Origin of the sequence: Flavobacterium notoginsengisoli (assembly GCF_042686225.1) — a bacterium.
GTDB classification, from domain to species: domain Bacteria; phylum Bacteroidota; class Bacteroidia; order Flavobacteriales; family Flavobacteriaceae; genus Flavobacterium; species Flavobacterium notoginsengisoli.
In genome coordinates, this window is sequence record NZ_JBHUOT010000006.1 from 150,942 (window position 1) to 164,683 (window position 13,742).

13 protein-coding genes and 2 tRNA genes are annotated in these 13,742 nt (G+C 32.8%); 11 read left to right on the forward strand and 4 right to left on the reverse strand.

What is annotated here, in order from left to right; genetic code table 11:
- The first annotated feature begins 57 nt into the window (after window positions 1-57).
- On the forward strand, window positions 58-960 hold the full coding sequence (locus ACFS3A_RS14920; RefSeq protein WP_379826375.1) for an EamA family transporter: 903 nt from the start codon (window positions 58-60) through the stop codon (window positions 958-960).
- Window positions 954-1,715 (forward strand): alpha/beta fold hydrolase, encoded by a 762-nt coding sequence (locus ACFS3A_RS14925; protein WP_379826376.1) that lies wholly within the window; start codon window positions 954-956, stop codon window positions 1,713-1,715. The genes ACFS3A_RS14920 and ACFS3A_RS14925 overlap by 7 nt, the downstream gene beginning before the upstream one ends.
- On the opposite strand, the gene ACFS3A_RS14930 is transcribed toward ACFS3A_RS14925, so the two are convergent.
- Window positions 1,712-1,957, reverse strand: coding sequence for a hypothetical protein (locus tag ACFS3A_RS14930; RefSeq protein WP_379826377.1), 246 nt, complete (start codon window positions 1,955-1,957; stop codon window positions 1,712-1,714). The two genes, ACFS3A_RS14925 and ACFS3A_RS14930, sit on opposite strands and share 4 nt — an antisense overlap.
- A gap of 306 nt (window positions 1,958-2,263) precedes the next feature.
- Here ACFS3A_RS14930 and ACFS3A_RS14935 point away from each other — a divergent pair, with 306 nt between their 5' ends.
- On the forward strand, window positions 2,264-3,520 hold the full coding sequence (locus ACFS3A_RS14935) for a putative DNA modification/repair radical SAM protein (RefSeq protein ID WP_379826378.1): 1,257 nt from the start codon (window positions 2,264-2,266) through the stop codon (window positions 3,518-3,520).
- 5 nt (window positions 3,521-3,525) lie between these two features.
- Complete coding sequence (locus ACFS3A_RS14940; RefSeq protein WP_379826379.1) at window positions 3,526-4,308, forward strand: TIGR03915 family putative DNA repair protein; 783 nt, start codon at window positions 3,526-3,528, stop codon at window positions 4,306-4,308.
- A gap of 421 nt (window positions 4,309-4,729) precedes the next feature.
- On the opposite strand, the gene ACFS3A_RS14945 is transcribed toward ACFS3A_RS14940, so the two are convergent.
- A complete protein-coding gene (locus ACFS3A_RS14945; RefSeq protein WP_379826380.1) occupies window positions 4,730-6,196 on the reverse strand; it encodes a glycoside hydrolase family 130 protein in 1,467 nt (488 codons plus the stop codon).
- 500 nt (window positions 6,197-6,696) lie between these two features.
- Here ACFS3A_RS14945 and ACFS3A_RS14950 point away from each other — a divergent pair, with 500 nt between their 5' ends.
- Both ACFS3A_RS14950 and ACFS3A_RS14955 read left to right on the forward strand, forming a co-directional pair.
- On the forward strand, window positions 6,697-7,239 hold the full coding sequence (locus ACFS3A_RS14950; protein WP_379826381.1) for a helix-turn-helix domain-containing protein: 543 nt from the start codon (window positions 6,697-6,699) through the stop codon (window positions 7,237-7,239).
- Window positions 7,240-7,326: 87 nt separating this feature from the next.
- Window positions 7,327-8,265, forward strand: a complete 939-nt coding sequence (locus ACFS3A_RS14955; RefSeq protein ID WP_379826382.1) for a hypothetical protein — start codon at window positions 7,327-7,329, stop codon at window positions 8,263-8,265.
- A 29-nt stretch (window positions 8,266-8,294) separates the two neighbouring features.
- Here the strand turns inward: ACFS3A_RS14955 and ACFS3A_RS14960 are convergent, their stop codons facing one another.
- Window positions 8,295-8,540, reverse strand: a complete 246-nt coding sequence (locus tag ACFS3A_RS14960; RefSeq protein ID WP_379826383.1) for a hypothetical protein — start codon at window positions 8,538-8,540, stop codon at window positions 8,295-8,297.
- 408 nt (window positions 8,541-8,948) lie between these two features.
- Between ACFS3A_RS14960 and ACFS3A_RS14965 the strand changes: the two genes are divergently transcribed.
- The 4 genes from ACFS3A_RS14965 to ACFS3A_RS14980 all read left to right on the forward strand — a co-directional run bounded on the left by ACFS3A_RS14965 (window position 8,949) and on the right by ACFS3A_RS14980 (window position 11,992).
- The gene (locus tag ACFS3A_RS14965; protein ID WP_379826384.1) at window positions 8,949-9,497 is read left to right on the forward strand and encodes a DUF4494 domain-containing protein; all 549 of its coding nucleotides are present in this window, start codon (window positions 8,949-8,951) and stop codon (window positions 9,495-9,497) included.
- A gap of 275 nt (window positions 9,498-9,772) precedes the next feature.
- Window positions 9,773-11,299: an ArnT family glycosyltransferase gene (locus ACFS3A_RS14970; protein ID WP_379826385.1), complete on the forward strand. Its 1,527-nt coding sequence runs from the start codon at window positions 9,773-9,775 to the stop codon at window positions 11,297-11,299.
- 4 nt (window positions 11,300-11,303) lie between these two features.
- Window positions 11,304-11,828, forward strand: coding sequence for a DUF4269 domain-containing protein (locus ACFS3A_RS14975; protein WP_379826386.1), 525 nt, complete (start codon window positions 11,304-11,306; stop codon window positions 11,826-11,828).
- Between the two features lie 91 nt (window positions 11,829-11,919).
- A tRNA-Met gene (locus ACFS3A_RS14980) sits at window positions 11,920-11,992 on the forward strand.
- A gap of 48 nt (window positions 11,993-12,040) precedes the next feature.
- Here the strand turns inward: ACFS3A_RS14980 and ACFS3A_RS14985 are convergent.
- A complete protein-coding gene (locus tag ACFS3A_RS14985) occupies window positions 12,041-13,318 on the reverse strand; it encodes a MutS-related protein (RefSeq protein ID WP_379826387.1) in 1,278 nt (425 codons plus the stop codon).
- Window positions 13,319-13,648: 330 nt separating this feature from the next.
- On the opposite strand from ACFS3A_RS14985, the gene ACFS3A_RS14990 reads away from it, so the two are divergent.
- Window positions 13,649-13,720, forward strand: a tRNA-Glu gene (locus ACFS3A_RS14990).
- The last annotated feature ends 22 nt before the right edge of the window (window positions 13,721-13,742 follow it).

Here is a 13,742-nt window from a genome sequence, read left to right on the forward strand (position 1 = left end):
TTCATAATTCTACAATAAATACTTTTGAGGGTACAAAACATATTTTAAGAATATAAAATGAACAAATATATTATTATTGTTGCATTAGGCGCTTTGAGTTTCGGAATGCTGTCTTCATTCGCTAAAATCGCTTACGGAGAAGGTTACAGTCCAGCTGAAATTACGTTGACGCAAGCCCTTGTGGGAACTTTGATTTTATGGTCGATCGCTCTTTTCAAGAAATTTAAAAATGGTAATAAATTAGTTTTAGACTGGAAATTACTTTTGGCAGGAACTACAATGGGTTCTTCTGCTTATACTTATTATTTATCTGTTGCTTATATTCCAGCTTCACTAGCAATTGTTTTGTTAATGCAAATTACATGGCTCAGTATTTTGGTCGAATGGATCGTTTTTAAGAAAAAGCCAAGTGCCGTTGAAATCGGTTCTTCCCTATTTATCATTTTAGGAACTGTATTGGCTGGCAATCTTTTAGATTTAAATAATGCTACTATTTCTTTTACAGGAATTCTTTTAAGTTTATTATCAGCAATACTTTACACTTTGTATATCGTTTTTACGAGCAAAATCGGGAAAGAAACCCCAATGTTCGAAAAAAGCGCTTTAATGACCAGCGGTTCTGCTATGATAATATTTTTAATCAACTGCGAGGCTATCACATCAAGCACACATTTGGATTTTGGTTTACTGCAGTGGGGAACTTTTTTAGCGATTTTTGGAACTGTGATTCCACCAATTTGTTTTACTGTGGGAATGCCTAAAATTGGTGCTGGATTAAGTTCGGTTCTGCTGACTTTAGAATTGCCTGCAGCAGTTTTCTGTGCTCATATCATTTTGGGAGAAAAAGTAACTTTACTACAGCTATTAGGAATTGCCATAATGCTTGGCTCCATTATCTATCTTAATATTTCGAAAGCCAAAAAAGAAAAAGTAATTCAAAACGAAACAGCGGTATGTTAATCAATTGCAATGGAAATAATCTCTATGCTGAATATCACAATGTTTTTGAAAATAGACCAACCATAGTTTTTCTGCACGATTCTTTAGGCTGTGTTGAGCTTTGGAGAGATTTCCCTAAAAGAATTGCTATTGCCTGCCAATGTAATTTATTGGTTTACGATCGTTTAGGTTATGGAAAATCGGTTCCGATGAAAACCTTTGTAAGACCGGTAAATTATTTAGAATTGGAAGCTGAGGTTCTAGATGATATTTTAGAAAAACTAAACATAGAAAACGCTATTCTCTACGGTCATAGTGATGGCGGTTCTATTGCCTTAATTGCAGCTGCAAAACATCAAAACCGAATTAAATTGGTTATTGCCGAAGCGGCACATATTTTTGTAGAGAAAATTACGCTCGAAGGAATTCGCAAAGCGGTTCAGGCTTACGAAACAACGAATCTTCCTTTAAAACTACAGAAATATCATGCCGAAAAAACAGAAACCGTTTTTAAAGCATGGACAGAAACGTGGCTTCGAGACAATTTCAGAAATTGGAATATTGAAGATTTACTTCCAAAAATTAAGTCTCCGCTCCTTTTCATTCAAGGCGAAAATGACGAATATGGCACTTTAGCACAAGTTGAAAAAACAGTAAACTTAGTAAATGGAAAATCCGAAAAGTATATAATTGCAAAAACGGGGCACACACCTCACAAAGAAATGCCTGAAGTAGTTTTAGAAAAAGTTATAGCCTTTATAAATTGTCATTTTTAGGCAGCTTTCTTTTCCCGTCGTTTTTTCTTCTCTAATAATTGTAGATGATTCTCGGCACACAGGATATTTTCTGTTGTACCATTTTTTTGAATTTCAATCAAATAATGAAAATCTCTTTGGTTTGAAGTAGATTTTATTATCAGCCCTTTTTTGAAATCCATTTTTCTTTCTATCACTTTTGCCTCATAAGACCTCCCACTCAATGCCGTGTAGGAGACATCTTGTCCTTTTACAAATTTCATCGTTTTAGCTATTCGGTTTATAAAATATTCGCTAATACTAGTAAGTCTTTCTAAAGACAAAAATCAATTGTTAAGGGGGATAACGGATTTTTTTCTTACTGAGTCGCAATATAAAAAGTTTGCAAAACCTGAAACCCCGTATTTATACCTGTTTTTAAATCTGGAAAAGTTAATTTTTTGAGTCTCTATTTTGAACTAAATCAAATTTGATACAATTTAGAACAGTCGTTTTCAGATCATTTTTGGCTCAATTGAGTAGTTTTGAAGGAATGAATTTTCATTTCCAAAACAAAAATTAAGATCAAAATGGTACACGAAAGAGTAATGGAGAAATTGGCGATCTTAGCTGATGCAGCCAAATATGATGTTTCTTGTTCTTCCAGTCAAAGCACCCGAAAGAACCAAAACAAAGGATTGGGCGATACCGGAAACGGAATTTGTCACGCTTATACCGAAGACGGACGCTGTGTTTCTCTCCTAAAAATTTTACTGACCAACCATTGCATTTTTGACTGTGCTTATTGTGTGAGCCGAAAAAGCAACGACATTAAACGTGCTGCTTTTACAGTTCAGGAAGTTGTCGATCTTACCATAGGTTTTTATAGAAGAAATTATATAGAAGGATTATTTTTAAGTTCCGGCATTTTTGATAATGCCGATTTTACTATGGAACGTCTGGTTCGAATTGTCAAGAAATTACGATTAGAAGAAAACTTCAATGGTTATATTCATTTAAAAGCCATTCCAGGCGCGAGTGAAGAACTTTTAAAAGAGGCAGGATTATATGCCGACCGTTTGAGTGTTAATGTCGAAATGCCGACAGAAAAAAGTCTAAAACTGCTTGCACCGGACAAAAATCACAAAGACGTGATTCAACCAATGGAATATCTTAAAAATGAAATTGTCGGTTACAAAGAAGAAAAGAAATCCAACTACAAAGCACCGCTATTTGCTCCAGCAGGACAAAGTACGCAAATGGTTATTGGCGCCACTCAGGAAAATGATCTTGAAATTCTGGGAATGGCCAATTATTTCTACGACACCATGCAGATGAAACGCGTTTATTATTCGGGTTATGTACCAATAAGTTACGACAACAGATTGCCTGCAATTGGAACTCCGGTTCCCATGATTCGGGAAAATCGTTTGTATCAGGCCGATTGGTTAATTCGTTTTTACGGATTTAATGTCAACGAAATTGTCGGTTTTGACCAACCGAATCTGGATTTAGATATTGACCCTAAATTAGGATGGGCATTACGAAATCTGCATCAATTTCCGGTTGATATCAATACTGCCGATTTAGAACTGATTTTGCGAATTCCGGGAATCGGAGTTTTGAGTGCCAAAAAAATTGTTGCGGCCAGAAAGTTTAAAAAATTACAGGCAGAGGATTTACAAAAATTAGGAATTGCTTACAGCAGATCCAAATATTTTCTGGCTTTTGCTTCTCCTTTTCAGTTGCAAAAAGATCTGACTTCGGCTCAGATAAAAGAGTATATTTTGAATTTTCAAAAAAGCAAATATCAAAATAATTTCTCCAATCAGCTGGCTTTATTTTAATCAAAATGACACAAATAATTTACGACGGAAGTTATGAAGGCTGGCTTACGGCTGTTTTTGAAATCTATGAATACAAATTCAAAGATGTTGCTTTCGAGAAAGACGAAAATTCAAATGCTTTGCTTTTTGCCAATACACATTTTGTAGCTACAGATAATGCAAAAGCAGACCGGGTTTTGAATGGCCTTCAAAAACGTCTTTCCAACAGCGGATTTTCGAATTTGTATTATGCTTTTTTATCTGAAATGAATCAGATTGAAGAAATTCTGCTTCAATATGTACAATATATTTTAGCAAGTCCAATCAATATCGAACAGGATTTCAGCAATAATAATGTTTTAAATGTGCAAAAAGCAACGCATTTAACAGGCAGAGAAAGCCACAGAATGAAAGCTTTTGTTCGTTTCAAACTCACTAAAGACAACTTATATTATGCCATTGTAGAACCAGATTGCAACGTGCTTCCGTTGATAGAAAATCATTTTAAAAACCGTTACGCCGACCAGCGCTGGCTGATTTATGATGCCAAACGCAAATACGGAATTTATTATGATCTCGAAAATGTATCAACAGTCGAAATACAGTTTGATGCTAATTCTTCTTCCTCCAAATTTCTGGCAGAAATAAGCGATGATAACGAAGAGTTTTTTCAGAATTTATGGCGTAATTATTTTAAAAGTGTCAATATTGAATCCCGTAAAAACACAAAACTCCACATCCAGCACATGCCCAAAAGATATTGGAAGAATCTGACTGAAAAAATTCCTGATTTAAAAAACAGAAAATGATTATTTCTTTTTAAACAATTTTTTCAGATTGATCTTAGCAAAAATCCATCTAATCAGACGCGGATGATACAGATTCGCTAACGCGAAGACGCGGATTAAAATGGATTTTTTATTAATCTGTCTAAAATTTAATAAATAAAAAATCTGTTTTAATCCGCGTTTTTACGAAGTAAATCCGTTTTATCCGCGTTACCAATATGCTTTATACTGAATTATTAATTTGTTCAGCGGATAGTCCTATTATTTTAAACACATAGAGACATAGTTTTTTAGAGATTAAAAAAAAGGCGTTTCACTAATTTAAATGCACATAGTTTAGCTATGCGTGGAAACTTGTTTCTTCTAATTTCTTTTTCAACACAATCCTAATCTATGTTTCTATGTGTTTAAATATTTTTTTGAAATTTGCCCCAGCTAATTGCTATTTACTTTTTCGAAGCGCATCCAACAATTCGGCTAAATCAACTACCCCATAAGTCGAGCAATAATCCGAAACAGCATAAGGCAGAATTAGACTTTTATTATGGATAATTGCACCACAGGAATACACTACGTTTGGTACATAACCTTCGCGTTCATCTTCCAATGGAGCAAGCAAAGGTTCTGTAAGTCTTCCGATTTCTTTAGAAGGATCTTCCAAATCAAATAAAGAAGCTCCAATGCAGTAACGTCTCATTGTCCCCACTCCATGTGTAATAACAAGCCAGCCTTCTTCTGTCCAAAGCGGTGAACCACAATTCCCAATCTGTGTTAATTCCCATGTAAAGCGAGGTTCCTGCAGCAGAATCGGCGTATTCCATTGTGTTGCTCTGTCAGAATACATAATGTAGTTATTCACGCCGTCTATTCGGGCTAACATGGCATATTTCCCTTTAATTTTTCGTGGAAACAAAGCCAGATTTTTGTTCTGTGCTCCCTCTCCATGAAGCGGCATTACCCTGAAACTATAAAAATCTTCCGTTGAAATAAGTTTTGGTAATATGGTATGTCCGTTGTAAGCCGTATAAGTAGCCATTACACGAACTGATTCATCATCGTCTACAAAACGCACAAAACGCGCATCTTCGATTCCACGACTTTCAGAATCAGAAATTGGAAAAATGACACGTTCTGTAATATCCGAATCGTGTTTGAATTGCAAATCGTAAAATGAATTGGCCAGCCACAAAATTTCCTGCAATGCCGTTTTTCTCTCTTCCCGGATAGACGGATCACGCAAAGCATCTGTCAACAAATTTTTAAGAACTGCAAATTCAAATTCATCGGGAAGATCATGCATAATTTGTTCGATATATTTATCTGTAGTATGCATTTCTGCCAATTTCGTTAGAAATCGTTCTTTATTAAATAAAGTCTTATGTTCGATTTCGGCTTTATCAATATGATTTCCAATTTTCATGATATGCAGGTTATTGTCTCTGTCCAGAATCCCTCTTCTGAAAACAATCGACGAAATATGTCCTTCACCAGTTGCCCTAAAAGAAATTACAACGCGTTTTTCTCCCGCTTCCAATCCTGTCTGATCAAAATCCTCTACAATCGACGGATTAAAAATCGCAGCCGATTCGATTGCATATTCCATTGTACAGTAGGAACCAATAAGCATTTTACGGTCAAGAGACATGTTTTCATAATCAATCTGCATTTCTTCGATTATGGGTCTTATTCTTTCGCAGTGCCTAAAAAAAACTGCCGAAATATTTCGATGACGTCTGGCAAATTCGCGAAGTGTCTGCTCCAAAGTTTGTAGTACTTGTTTTTCGTCCAGCATCATAATCCGAAGTACCATTTGTTGGGTTCGTTCATTCCCATTCATAAAATATCGGGCAACAACTCTTCTGGAATCTGGTGTAAATTTTATGTTTTTTCGAACTACTGATACGCGCATAGTGGTATTTTTTAGGATATTTAGTATCTGTGAATCATTTATTCTACAACAAGTTAATCATTTTGTTAAAGAAAAAGGCTTAATTTTTATTAAACTTTAACTTTTGAGATGCTATTTATAAAGATTGTATTCTGTTAAATATACCCTGAAGAGTACTTAAAATAGTTTCACGCAGATTTAAAAAGATTTGAGCAGATAAAAGCAGATTATCGTAAACCTAATGGGTTTAATTAATAGAAAATTAAACACATAGAAACATAGTTATTTGTTTCCCTAAAAAGGCGAAAAAAAGAAACTAGTTTCTAACACACATATTTTACTATGTGTATTGATGCAATGAAATGACTTTCAGCTATTGCATAACTATATTTCTATGTGTTTAAAATAATTAAGCCCAACATTAAATCTGCCTAAATCTGTAAAATCTTCGTGAAATAATTTAAGAACAAACGATAAAAAACTTTTTTATATTTTCGTCTTCAAACTGTCAATCCTAAAACATGAAGAATAACGTAAAAATTTTGAGAGAAACCCAAAATATGACTCAAAATGAACTCGCCGAAAAATCCGGACTTTCGTTAAGAACAATTCAGAGAATTGAAGCTGGTAGTATGCTAAAAGGATTTACACTTAAAACTCTTGCGCAATCTCTGGAAACTGAACCGGAAAACCTGACCATTGGCAAGAATGAAAAAAGCGAAGTTGAAAGAGCCAAAATCATTAATCTTTCTGCTTTATCGGGACTTATCATTCCGTTTGGGAGCATCGTTTTTCCTTTAATTTTAACTTATAAAACCAAAGATTATAAAAATCGTGAATTAGGAAAACAAATCATTACCATTCAAATTTTCCTAAGTCTTATCCTTTCCTTTTTATTAATTTTAAATCCGTTTGTTCAAAACGCTTTTTTGATAAAATTCCCTCTTTTTCTTATTCCATTACTTACAATTTTGTGTTTAAAATTGGTAATCGTTATTCTTAACGGCATTAGTTTGAATCAAAATCAAAACTTATCTATCAAATTAAAACACAACTTCTTATAACCCAATTCATAAAACTGACGTAAAAATGTCGCATTGTTTTTGCACGAAAATCGGAAATGAAATCCGAACGTTGCAAAAAAATCAGTCATGAAATTATTTAAGAAAGTTGCCCTTACTATTTTAACGATTATCCTTTTATCCTTATTGGGAGGTTATTTTTATTTCCAAAAGAAATTCACACCACCACAGAATTATCTGAATGTTTCTGGAAGAGCAGAAAATATCCCAATAAAATGGATTTCGGATAATGAAAATCAGCATGAAGCTTTACTTATTCCCATACAAATTAATGGAATCGATAAAACCTTTTATATGCAATTTGATTCAGGTTCGCCGATTACTGTTTTTTATAAAAAATCATTAGAATCAATCTCTGAAAAACTTTCCAATCAAATAAATATTGATTCCGAAAAAAATCAGATTTCGACAGGTTTTTCTATTGGGAATATGAAAGTCTATTCGAGTTTTTTTGAAATTTTAAATTATGGCAGTGTAATCGATTTTGACAATCCAGATGCAGCAAACATCATTGGTACCATTGGAACCGATTTACTGGAAAAACGAATAATTATGTTAGATTTTAAAAACAGTAAATGTTCCTTTCTTGAACAAATACACGAAAAGGATTTTACCACTTTTGAATTCAAAAAACGCAAAATATTAATTCCTTCAAAAATTGAAAATGAAAATTTGAAATTGCTCTACGATTCCGGAACAAGTGGTTACGAATTGATTATACAGAAAGAAATCTGGGGAAAATATAAAGTCAAAAATAGTCCGATAAAAGTCGAAAAAGGAAATTCCTGGGGAAATACACTCGATGTTTATTCCGCTTCCGCAAAAAAGAAAATACAATTTGGAAATACAGTCTTAAACCTTTCTGAAGTTACTTATATCGAAGGCACTTCGGAACTTCAAAAGTTTTTAATGAAACGTTCCGGAATGCAGGGAATGATTGGGAATAAACTATTTCTCCAACATAAACTGATTCTGGATTGTAAAAACGAAAAATATAAACTGGAATAAAGGTAGTTTTCTTTCTATAGAGTAACCATTTAAGAATTGATATCAATAATGCTCTTGACATTTTGTATAAAAGTTTCGGTGTCTTTGATTTCCTTTTTGATAGACAAATGATGATCTTCCAAATTATATTGATCCAGCATGTCTTTTTTCAAATATTTAATCATCGATTCGAGACTTCGGGTATCATTTTCACCTTGTCTATTCAGTTCACGCTGTTTACTTTGCAAATAATCTAAAGTCTCTTTTAATCTTTGAACGTTTAATTTTCCTGTCATTTATTCTTCTTAATATTCATAAAAAATAGTAGCCAGAAATGCGGTAAGATTCAGTATGTTCCAAAAACTAATTATCATTCGAATTTACCTCATTCCTAACCACTATCTTCCCACACTTACGTTTAAATTGATTATTTGGTTTAAGGTGAACCTACTTTTTTTTATTTTTTTCAAATCATTAAAAACAAAGTATTGGCTTACAATTATTTAGGCAAAAAAAATATTTTCACTTTTCATCATTTTAAAAGAATGACAAAGATTACAAAGCTTTTATTAGTGATAAAAACACAACTTTCAGAATCTCAAAACGTTACAAAAAACAATCTTAAATTGTGAATATCTATTTCAATATTTAACTGTTTTTTTTGCTGTAAAATTTATCTTTGGCATCCTTAAAAATTAAAAGAGATGAGCGCAGTTTGGTACGAATGCAAAGTAAAATATAGAAAAACAGATGAAACAGGCGGACAAAAAGTTTTAACCGAACCGTATTTGGTTGACGCTTTGTCCTATACAGAAGCTGAAAAAAGAATAAACGAAGAAATGGCCGCTTATATTAGTGAAGAATTTAAAATCACGAATATCAAAGTGGCGAATTATGCCGAAATTCACCCGTTTGAAAATGCTGACAGATGGTTTAAATCTAAAATTTCTTTAATCGCCTATGATGAAGAAAGCGGAAAAGAAAGAAAAACAGGTATGTATATGCTGGTTCAGGCAAATGATGTTCGCGAAGCTTATGATAACACACTTCATATCATGAAAAATACAATGGGCGAATATTCAATTCCTGCTATTGCAGAATCGCCTATCATGGATGTTTTCCCTTATTTCAGTGGAGAAGAGGGCGAAACTGAAATGCTGGAAAGATTCAACGCTTTAAAAGCTTCAAAACCGGACAAACCGGAAGTTGAAATTATCGACCACATGGAATTTGAAACTGCAACAGAGGAATAAAAATTCAGCAAAAGCTTCGGAGAAATCTGAAGCTTTTTTATTTCAACAACTGCTGGTTTCAATTATTTTAAACTCATAGAGACATAGATATTACAATACTTTAAAAGGCGTTTCACTTCCATAAATACACATAGTATATATGTTAAATATTTTTCTGAACTAAACCTACGGATTTTCAAATAACAAACTTAGATTCTGCCTTTCAATCAAAATAAATTTTATATTCGTTATACTTTTAACTGAAACCAAACCATTTACGCTTAAACCAAAACTTCATGAACAAAAAAACACTGATTTTAATTGGGTTTATTCTTCTAAAATTTGTTTTACAGTACGTTTTAATTAGTCCCGAATACGATTTGCAGCGAGACGAATACCTGCATCTGGATCAGGCGCATCATTTGGCTTGGGGCTATTTATCGGTTCCGCCGGTTACTTCTTGGTTTTCCTGTCTTATTTTATTACTCGGAAATTCTGTTTTTTGGATCAGGTTCTTCCCTGCCCTGTTTGGCGCCATGACTCTTTTGATTGTTTGGAAGACGATAGAACTATTAAAAGGAAATCTCTACGCTTTGATTCTGGGGTCACTTGGCATTTTATTTTCCTGCTTATTGCGTCTTAATATGCTTTACCAACCCAATTCGCTTGATGTTTTGTGTTGGACTGCCTTTTATTATATTCTGATTCAATACATCGTTACAGAAAAAAATAATCTGCTTTATCTGGGAGCATTTGTTTTCGCATTCGGTTTTCTTAATAAATATAATATTTTGTTTTTACTACTCGGATTAATTCCGGCTATTTTACTTTCGAATCAAAGAAAAATACTGGCCAAAAAAGAGCTTTATTTTGCCCTGGTTATGGGATTCCTATTTATACTTCCTAATCTGGTATGGCAATACAGAAATCATTTTCCGATTGTACACCATATGAAAGAACTGGCAGAAACACAATTGGTAAATGTGGACCGAATTGGATTTTTAAAAGAACAAATCCTCTTTTTTATAGGTTCCTTTTTCGTAATTCTGAGCGCTCTTTATGCTTTTTTATTTTACAAACCTTTTAAAAAATATCAGTTCTTTTTTACCACATTTATTTTCACTCTTTTAATTTTTATCTATTTCAAAGCAAAAGCATATTATGCAATAGGTTTGTATCCAATTTATATTGGATTTGGAGCGGTTTATCTTTCCGAAATTTTAAATAGCGGATGGAAACGTTTTCTTAAACCTGTTTTTATTCTCATTCCTTTATTATTTTTTATTCCCATGTACAATATTGCTTTTCCAAATAAAAGCCCGGAATATATAGTAGCAAATCCTGAGAAATACAAAAAATTGGGAATGCTTCGCTGGGAAGACGGAAAAGAGCACCAATTACCCCAGGATTATGCGGATATGCTGGGCTGGAAAGTACTTGCCCATAAAACGGATTCAATTTATGCCTTATTTCCGAAATCAGAAAACACCTTGATCCTTTGTGACAATTATGGTCAGGCCGGAGCTATAAACTATTACACTAAAAAAGGAATTAGAGCTGTTTCTTTCAATGCCGATTATGTAAATTGGTTTAATTTGAATGTGTACTACAAAAACTTAATTCGGGTTAAAACTTTTGAAGAAAACAGTGGCGAATTTAAAACTACAAGTCCGTTTTTTGAAAAGGCTTTCATTGGTGGTCAGATTACCAATAAATACGCTCGCGAATATGGAACGACAATTTTTGTTTTTACAAATGCTAAAATCAATATCAACAAAAGATTAGAGCAGGAAATTGCCAAAGAAAAAAATTATAAGGATTAACAAAATGACTGATTTCAAGAATATAGCGTATTTAACAACAGGAAATCAAAAACAGCAATTGGCTTTTAAAGTTTTAACGAAACACAAAGTTTTAGAAACCTTAGCTGATTTTGATCCAATTTTAGTTGGCACAATTCCAATACATATTGATATTCAAAACAGTGATCTTGATATTGTTTGTTATTGGAAAAATAAACTGAACTTTATTGAGAGAATTAAACAGCTTTTTGAAAAAGAAACCAATTTCACAATCAGAGAAATTGTGATTGATGATAAAGAATCTGTCGTTGCGAACTTCTTTATTGACGCTTTTGAAATAGAAATATTTGGACAAAACATTCCAACTGAACTTCAAAATGGTTATAGACACATGATTATTGAAGATAAAATCCTACATTCCAGAGACGAAAACTTCCGATTAGAAATCGTCCAACTCAAAGAAAAAGGCATCAAAACAGAACCTGCATTCGGCTTATTACTAGGCTTAAAGGGGAATATTTATCAGGAATTACTGGATTTTAAAATCTAGGAAAAACAACACTTCTCAAGAAATATAAAAAATAAAGTACAAAAATTGTTTGCATAACCGTATTTAGTGTGTATCTTTGCACCCGAAACATCGCGGGATAGAGCAGTAGGCAGCTCGTCGGGCTCATAACCCGAAGGTCACAGGTTCGAGTCCTGTTCCCGCTACTAAGACAAAGCTTCAGAGAAATCTGGAGCTTTTTTTGTTTAAACCAATTATTTATCAATGGTTTTTGAACTGTCTAGAAGCTCATTCAAACCTACTTTATCAAATAAAATCCTTCCCACTTTAATATCAGACCATCCTTGTTTCAATTTATAGGTAAAAGTTGGTACGTTATTTACCAACTCACAATCTAAGTAAAATGTCGAAATATTACTGTTTGTGACATCTCTTAATTCCTGAATATGAGTGGAAATAAAAAAATAGGAATTACTAAATTTGCTAAGACCATGTATTGTTGTTCGGCAAATCTCGGTTGCATCTTCAACATTTGTACCGCTGAAAAGTTCGTCAAATACAGCAAAACATTTCTTTCCTCCTCCTGCTTTTACAACAACATCTTTGAGATTCATAACTTCTGTCATAAAATGACTGTATCCGCTTGAAATATCATCTCGTTTGTTAATTCCAATAGAAAAATCACTACAAACAGGAATAATCCCTTTTGATGCCGGAATCGCAAGTCCAAGATTCCCTAAATAAACACACAAACTAATAGATTTAAGAAAAGTAGACTTTCCCGACATATTAGGTCCATTTAGTATTATAACATTACCAAAAGTTCTAAAGTCGTTTTTAACCGGATTTTTAATTAAAGGATGATAGAAGTTATTCAGGTTTATTTCTTTTTCTTCAAAAGCCGGAAATGAAAATTTTCTATTTTTGATTGCCAGACTAATGGAGCAATAAGATTCGAACAAAAACAAATCTTCCCAAAATTTTTCTATTCTTTGTTCAGTTTTCAATTTCAGAATTTTATTGGCTAATTCTTTAAGATGTTTTCTTTTTAAACGTTTTTCCCTAATTATCAGCTCATAATGTCGTAATTCAAAAAAGGAAAGAAAAGACAGAATGCTATTTAAATCTTTTCTATAAACTTCAGGAAAATCTTTTATGTCAATCCTGGAAAAATAGACCGATTCTAGTCTGTAAAAAAACACCACCATTTGATGCAACTTGTTGTTTAGGAGAATTTCATCATCGTCCGGCCCTGAAAATAGAAACCCTTTGCTTTTTAAATTTACTTCCTTAAAATTATTTAGAAAAAAATGAACTTCATTTAAATAAAGAACCGTATAAGAATAATTCTCCAAAACGTTCATATTAGAACCGAAAGCCCTTAGAATATTTTGTCTTTCTATAATTCTGTCTTCATCTACTAAAGGCGTTTCTAACAAATACAGAATTTTATTTTTTGTAAAAGAATTTAAAGAATAATCAAATATGGGCAGTATTTCTTTTTTTATATTTAAATCTTGAAGATGGTTCATTTTCGAATTATTTTTTTATTGCTACTACAGCGGAAACGAAATTAACTTAATCTATTAAAGAATTCAAAAAAAACTAAAAGAATATTCTTTCAAAATAAAAAGTTATAATAAAAACTATAAAAAAAATTCTCTCCGACAAATTCTTAATTTTACTTACCATACAAAAAACAATAAATTAATAATCAAATAAATACATCTTATCTAACCCAATTTATTTGCGGCCAACTATCATTTGAAATAACATTTTCTAAATAATTTTAGAAAGTTTTTTTCAAAGTCTCTTGGATATATCAAAATTAGTTCTAATTTTGCACCCGCAATAGCAAAGCAGGTCCGTTCGTCTATCGGTTAGGACGCCAGGTTTTCATCCTGGTAAGGGGGGTTCGATTCCCCCACGGACTACTTAGCAAAACAAAAGCTTCAG

Coding starts and splice junctions, on each gene's coding strand:
- ACFS3A_RS14935 (WP_379826378.1), top strand. CDS start 2,264: ATGGTACACGAAAGAGTAATGGAGAAATTGGCGATCTTAGCTGATGCA.
- ACFS3A_RS14930 (WP_379826377.1), bottom strand. CDS start 1,957: ATGAAATTTGTAAAAGGACAAGATGTCTCCTACACGGCATTGAGTGGG.
- ACFS3A_RS14965 (WP_379826384.1), top strand. CDS start 8,949: ATGAGCGCAGTTTGGTACGAATGCAAAGTAAAATATAGAAAAACAGAT.
- ACFS3A_RS14985 (WP_379826387.1), bottom strand. CDS start 13,318: ATGAACCATCTTCAAGATTTAAATATAAAAAAAGAAATACTGCCCATA.
- ACFS3A_RS14925 (WP_379826376.1), top strand. CDS start 954: ATGTTAATCAATTGCAATGGAAATAATCTCTATGCTGAATATCACAAT.
- ACFS3A_RS14945 (WP_379826380.1), bottom strand. CDS start 6,196: ATGCGCGTATCAGTAGTTCGAAAAAACATAAAATTTACACCAGATTCC.
- ACFS3A_RS14940 (WP_379826379.1), top strand. CDS start 3,526: ATGACACAAATAATTTACGACGGAAGTTATGAAGGCTGGCTTACGGCT.
- ACFS3A_RS14955 (WP_379826382.1), top strand. CDS start 7,327: ATGAAATTATTTAAGAAAGTTGCCCTTACTATTTTAACGATTATCCTT.
- ACFS3A_RS14920 (WP_379826375.1), top strand. CDS start 58: ATGAACAAATATATTATTATTGTTGCATTAGGCGCTTTGAGTTTCGGA.
- ACFS3A_RS14975 (WP_379826386.1), top strand. CDS start 11,304: ATGACTGATTTCAAGAATATAGCGTATTTAACAACAGGAAATCAAAAA.
- ACFS3A_RS14970 (WP_379826385.1), top strand. CDS start 9,773: ATGAACAAAAAAACACTGATTTTAATTGGGTTTATTCTTCTAAAATTT.
- ACFS3A_RS14960 (WP_379826383.1), bottom strand. CDS start 8,540: ATGACAGGAAAATTAAACGTTCAAAGATTAAAAGAGACTTTAGATTAT.
- ACFS3A_RS14950 (WP_379826381.1), top strand. CDS start 6,697: ATGAAGAATAACGTAAAAATTTTGAGAGAAACCCAAAATATGACTCAA.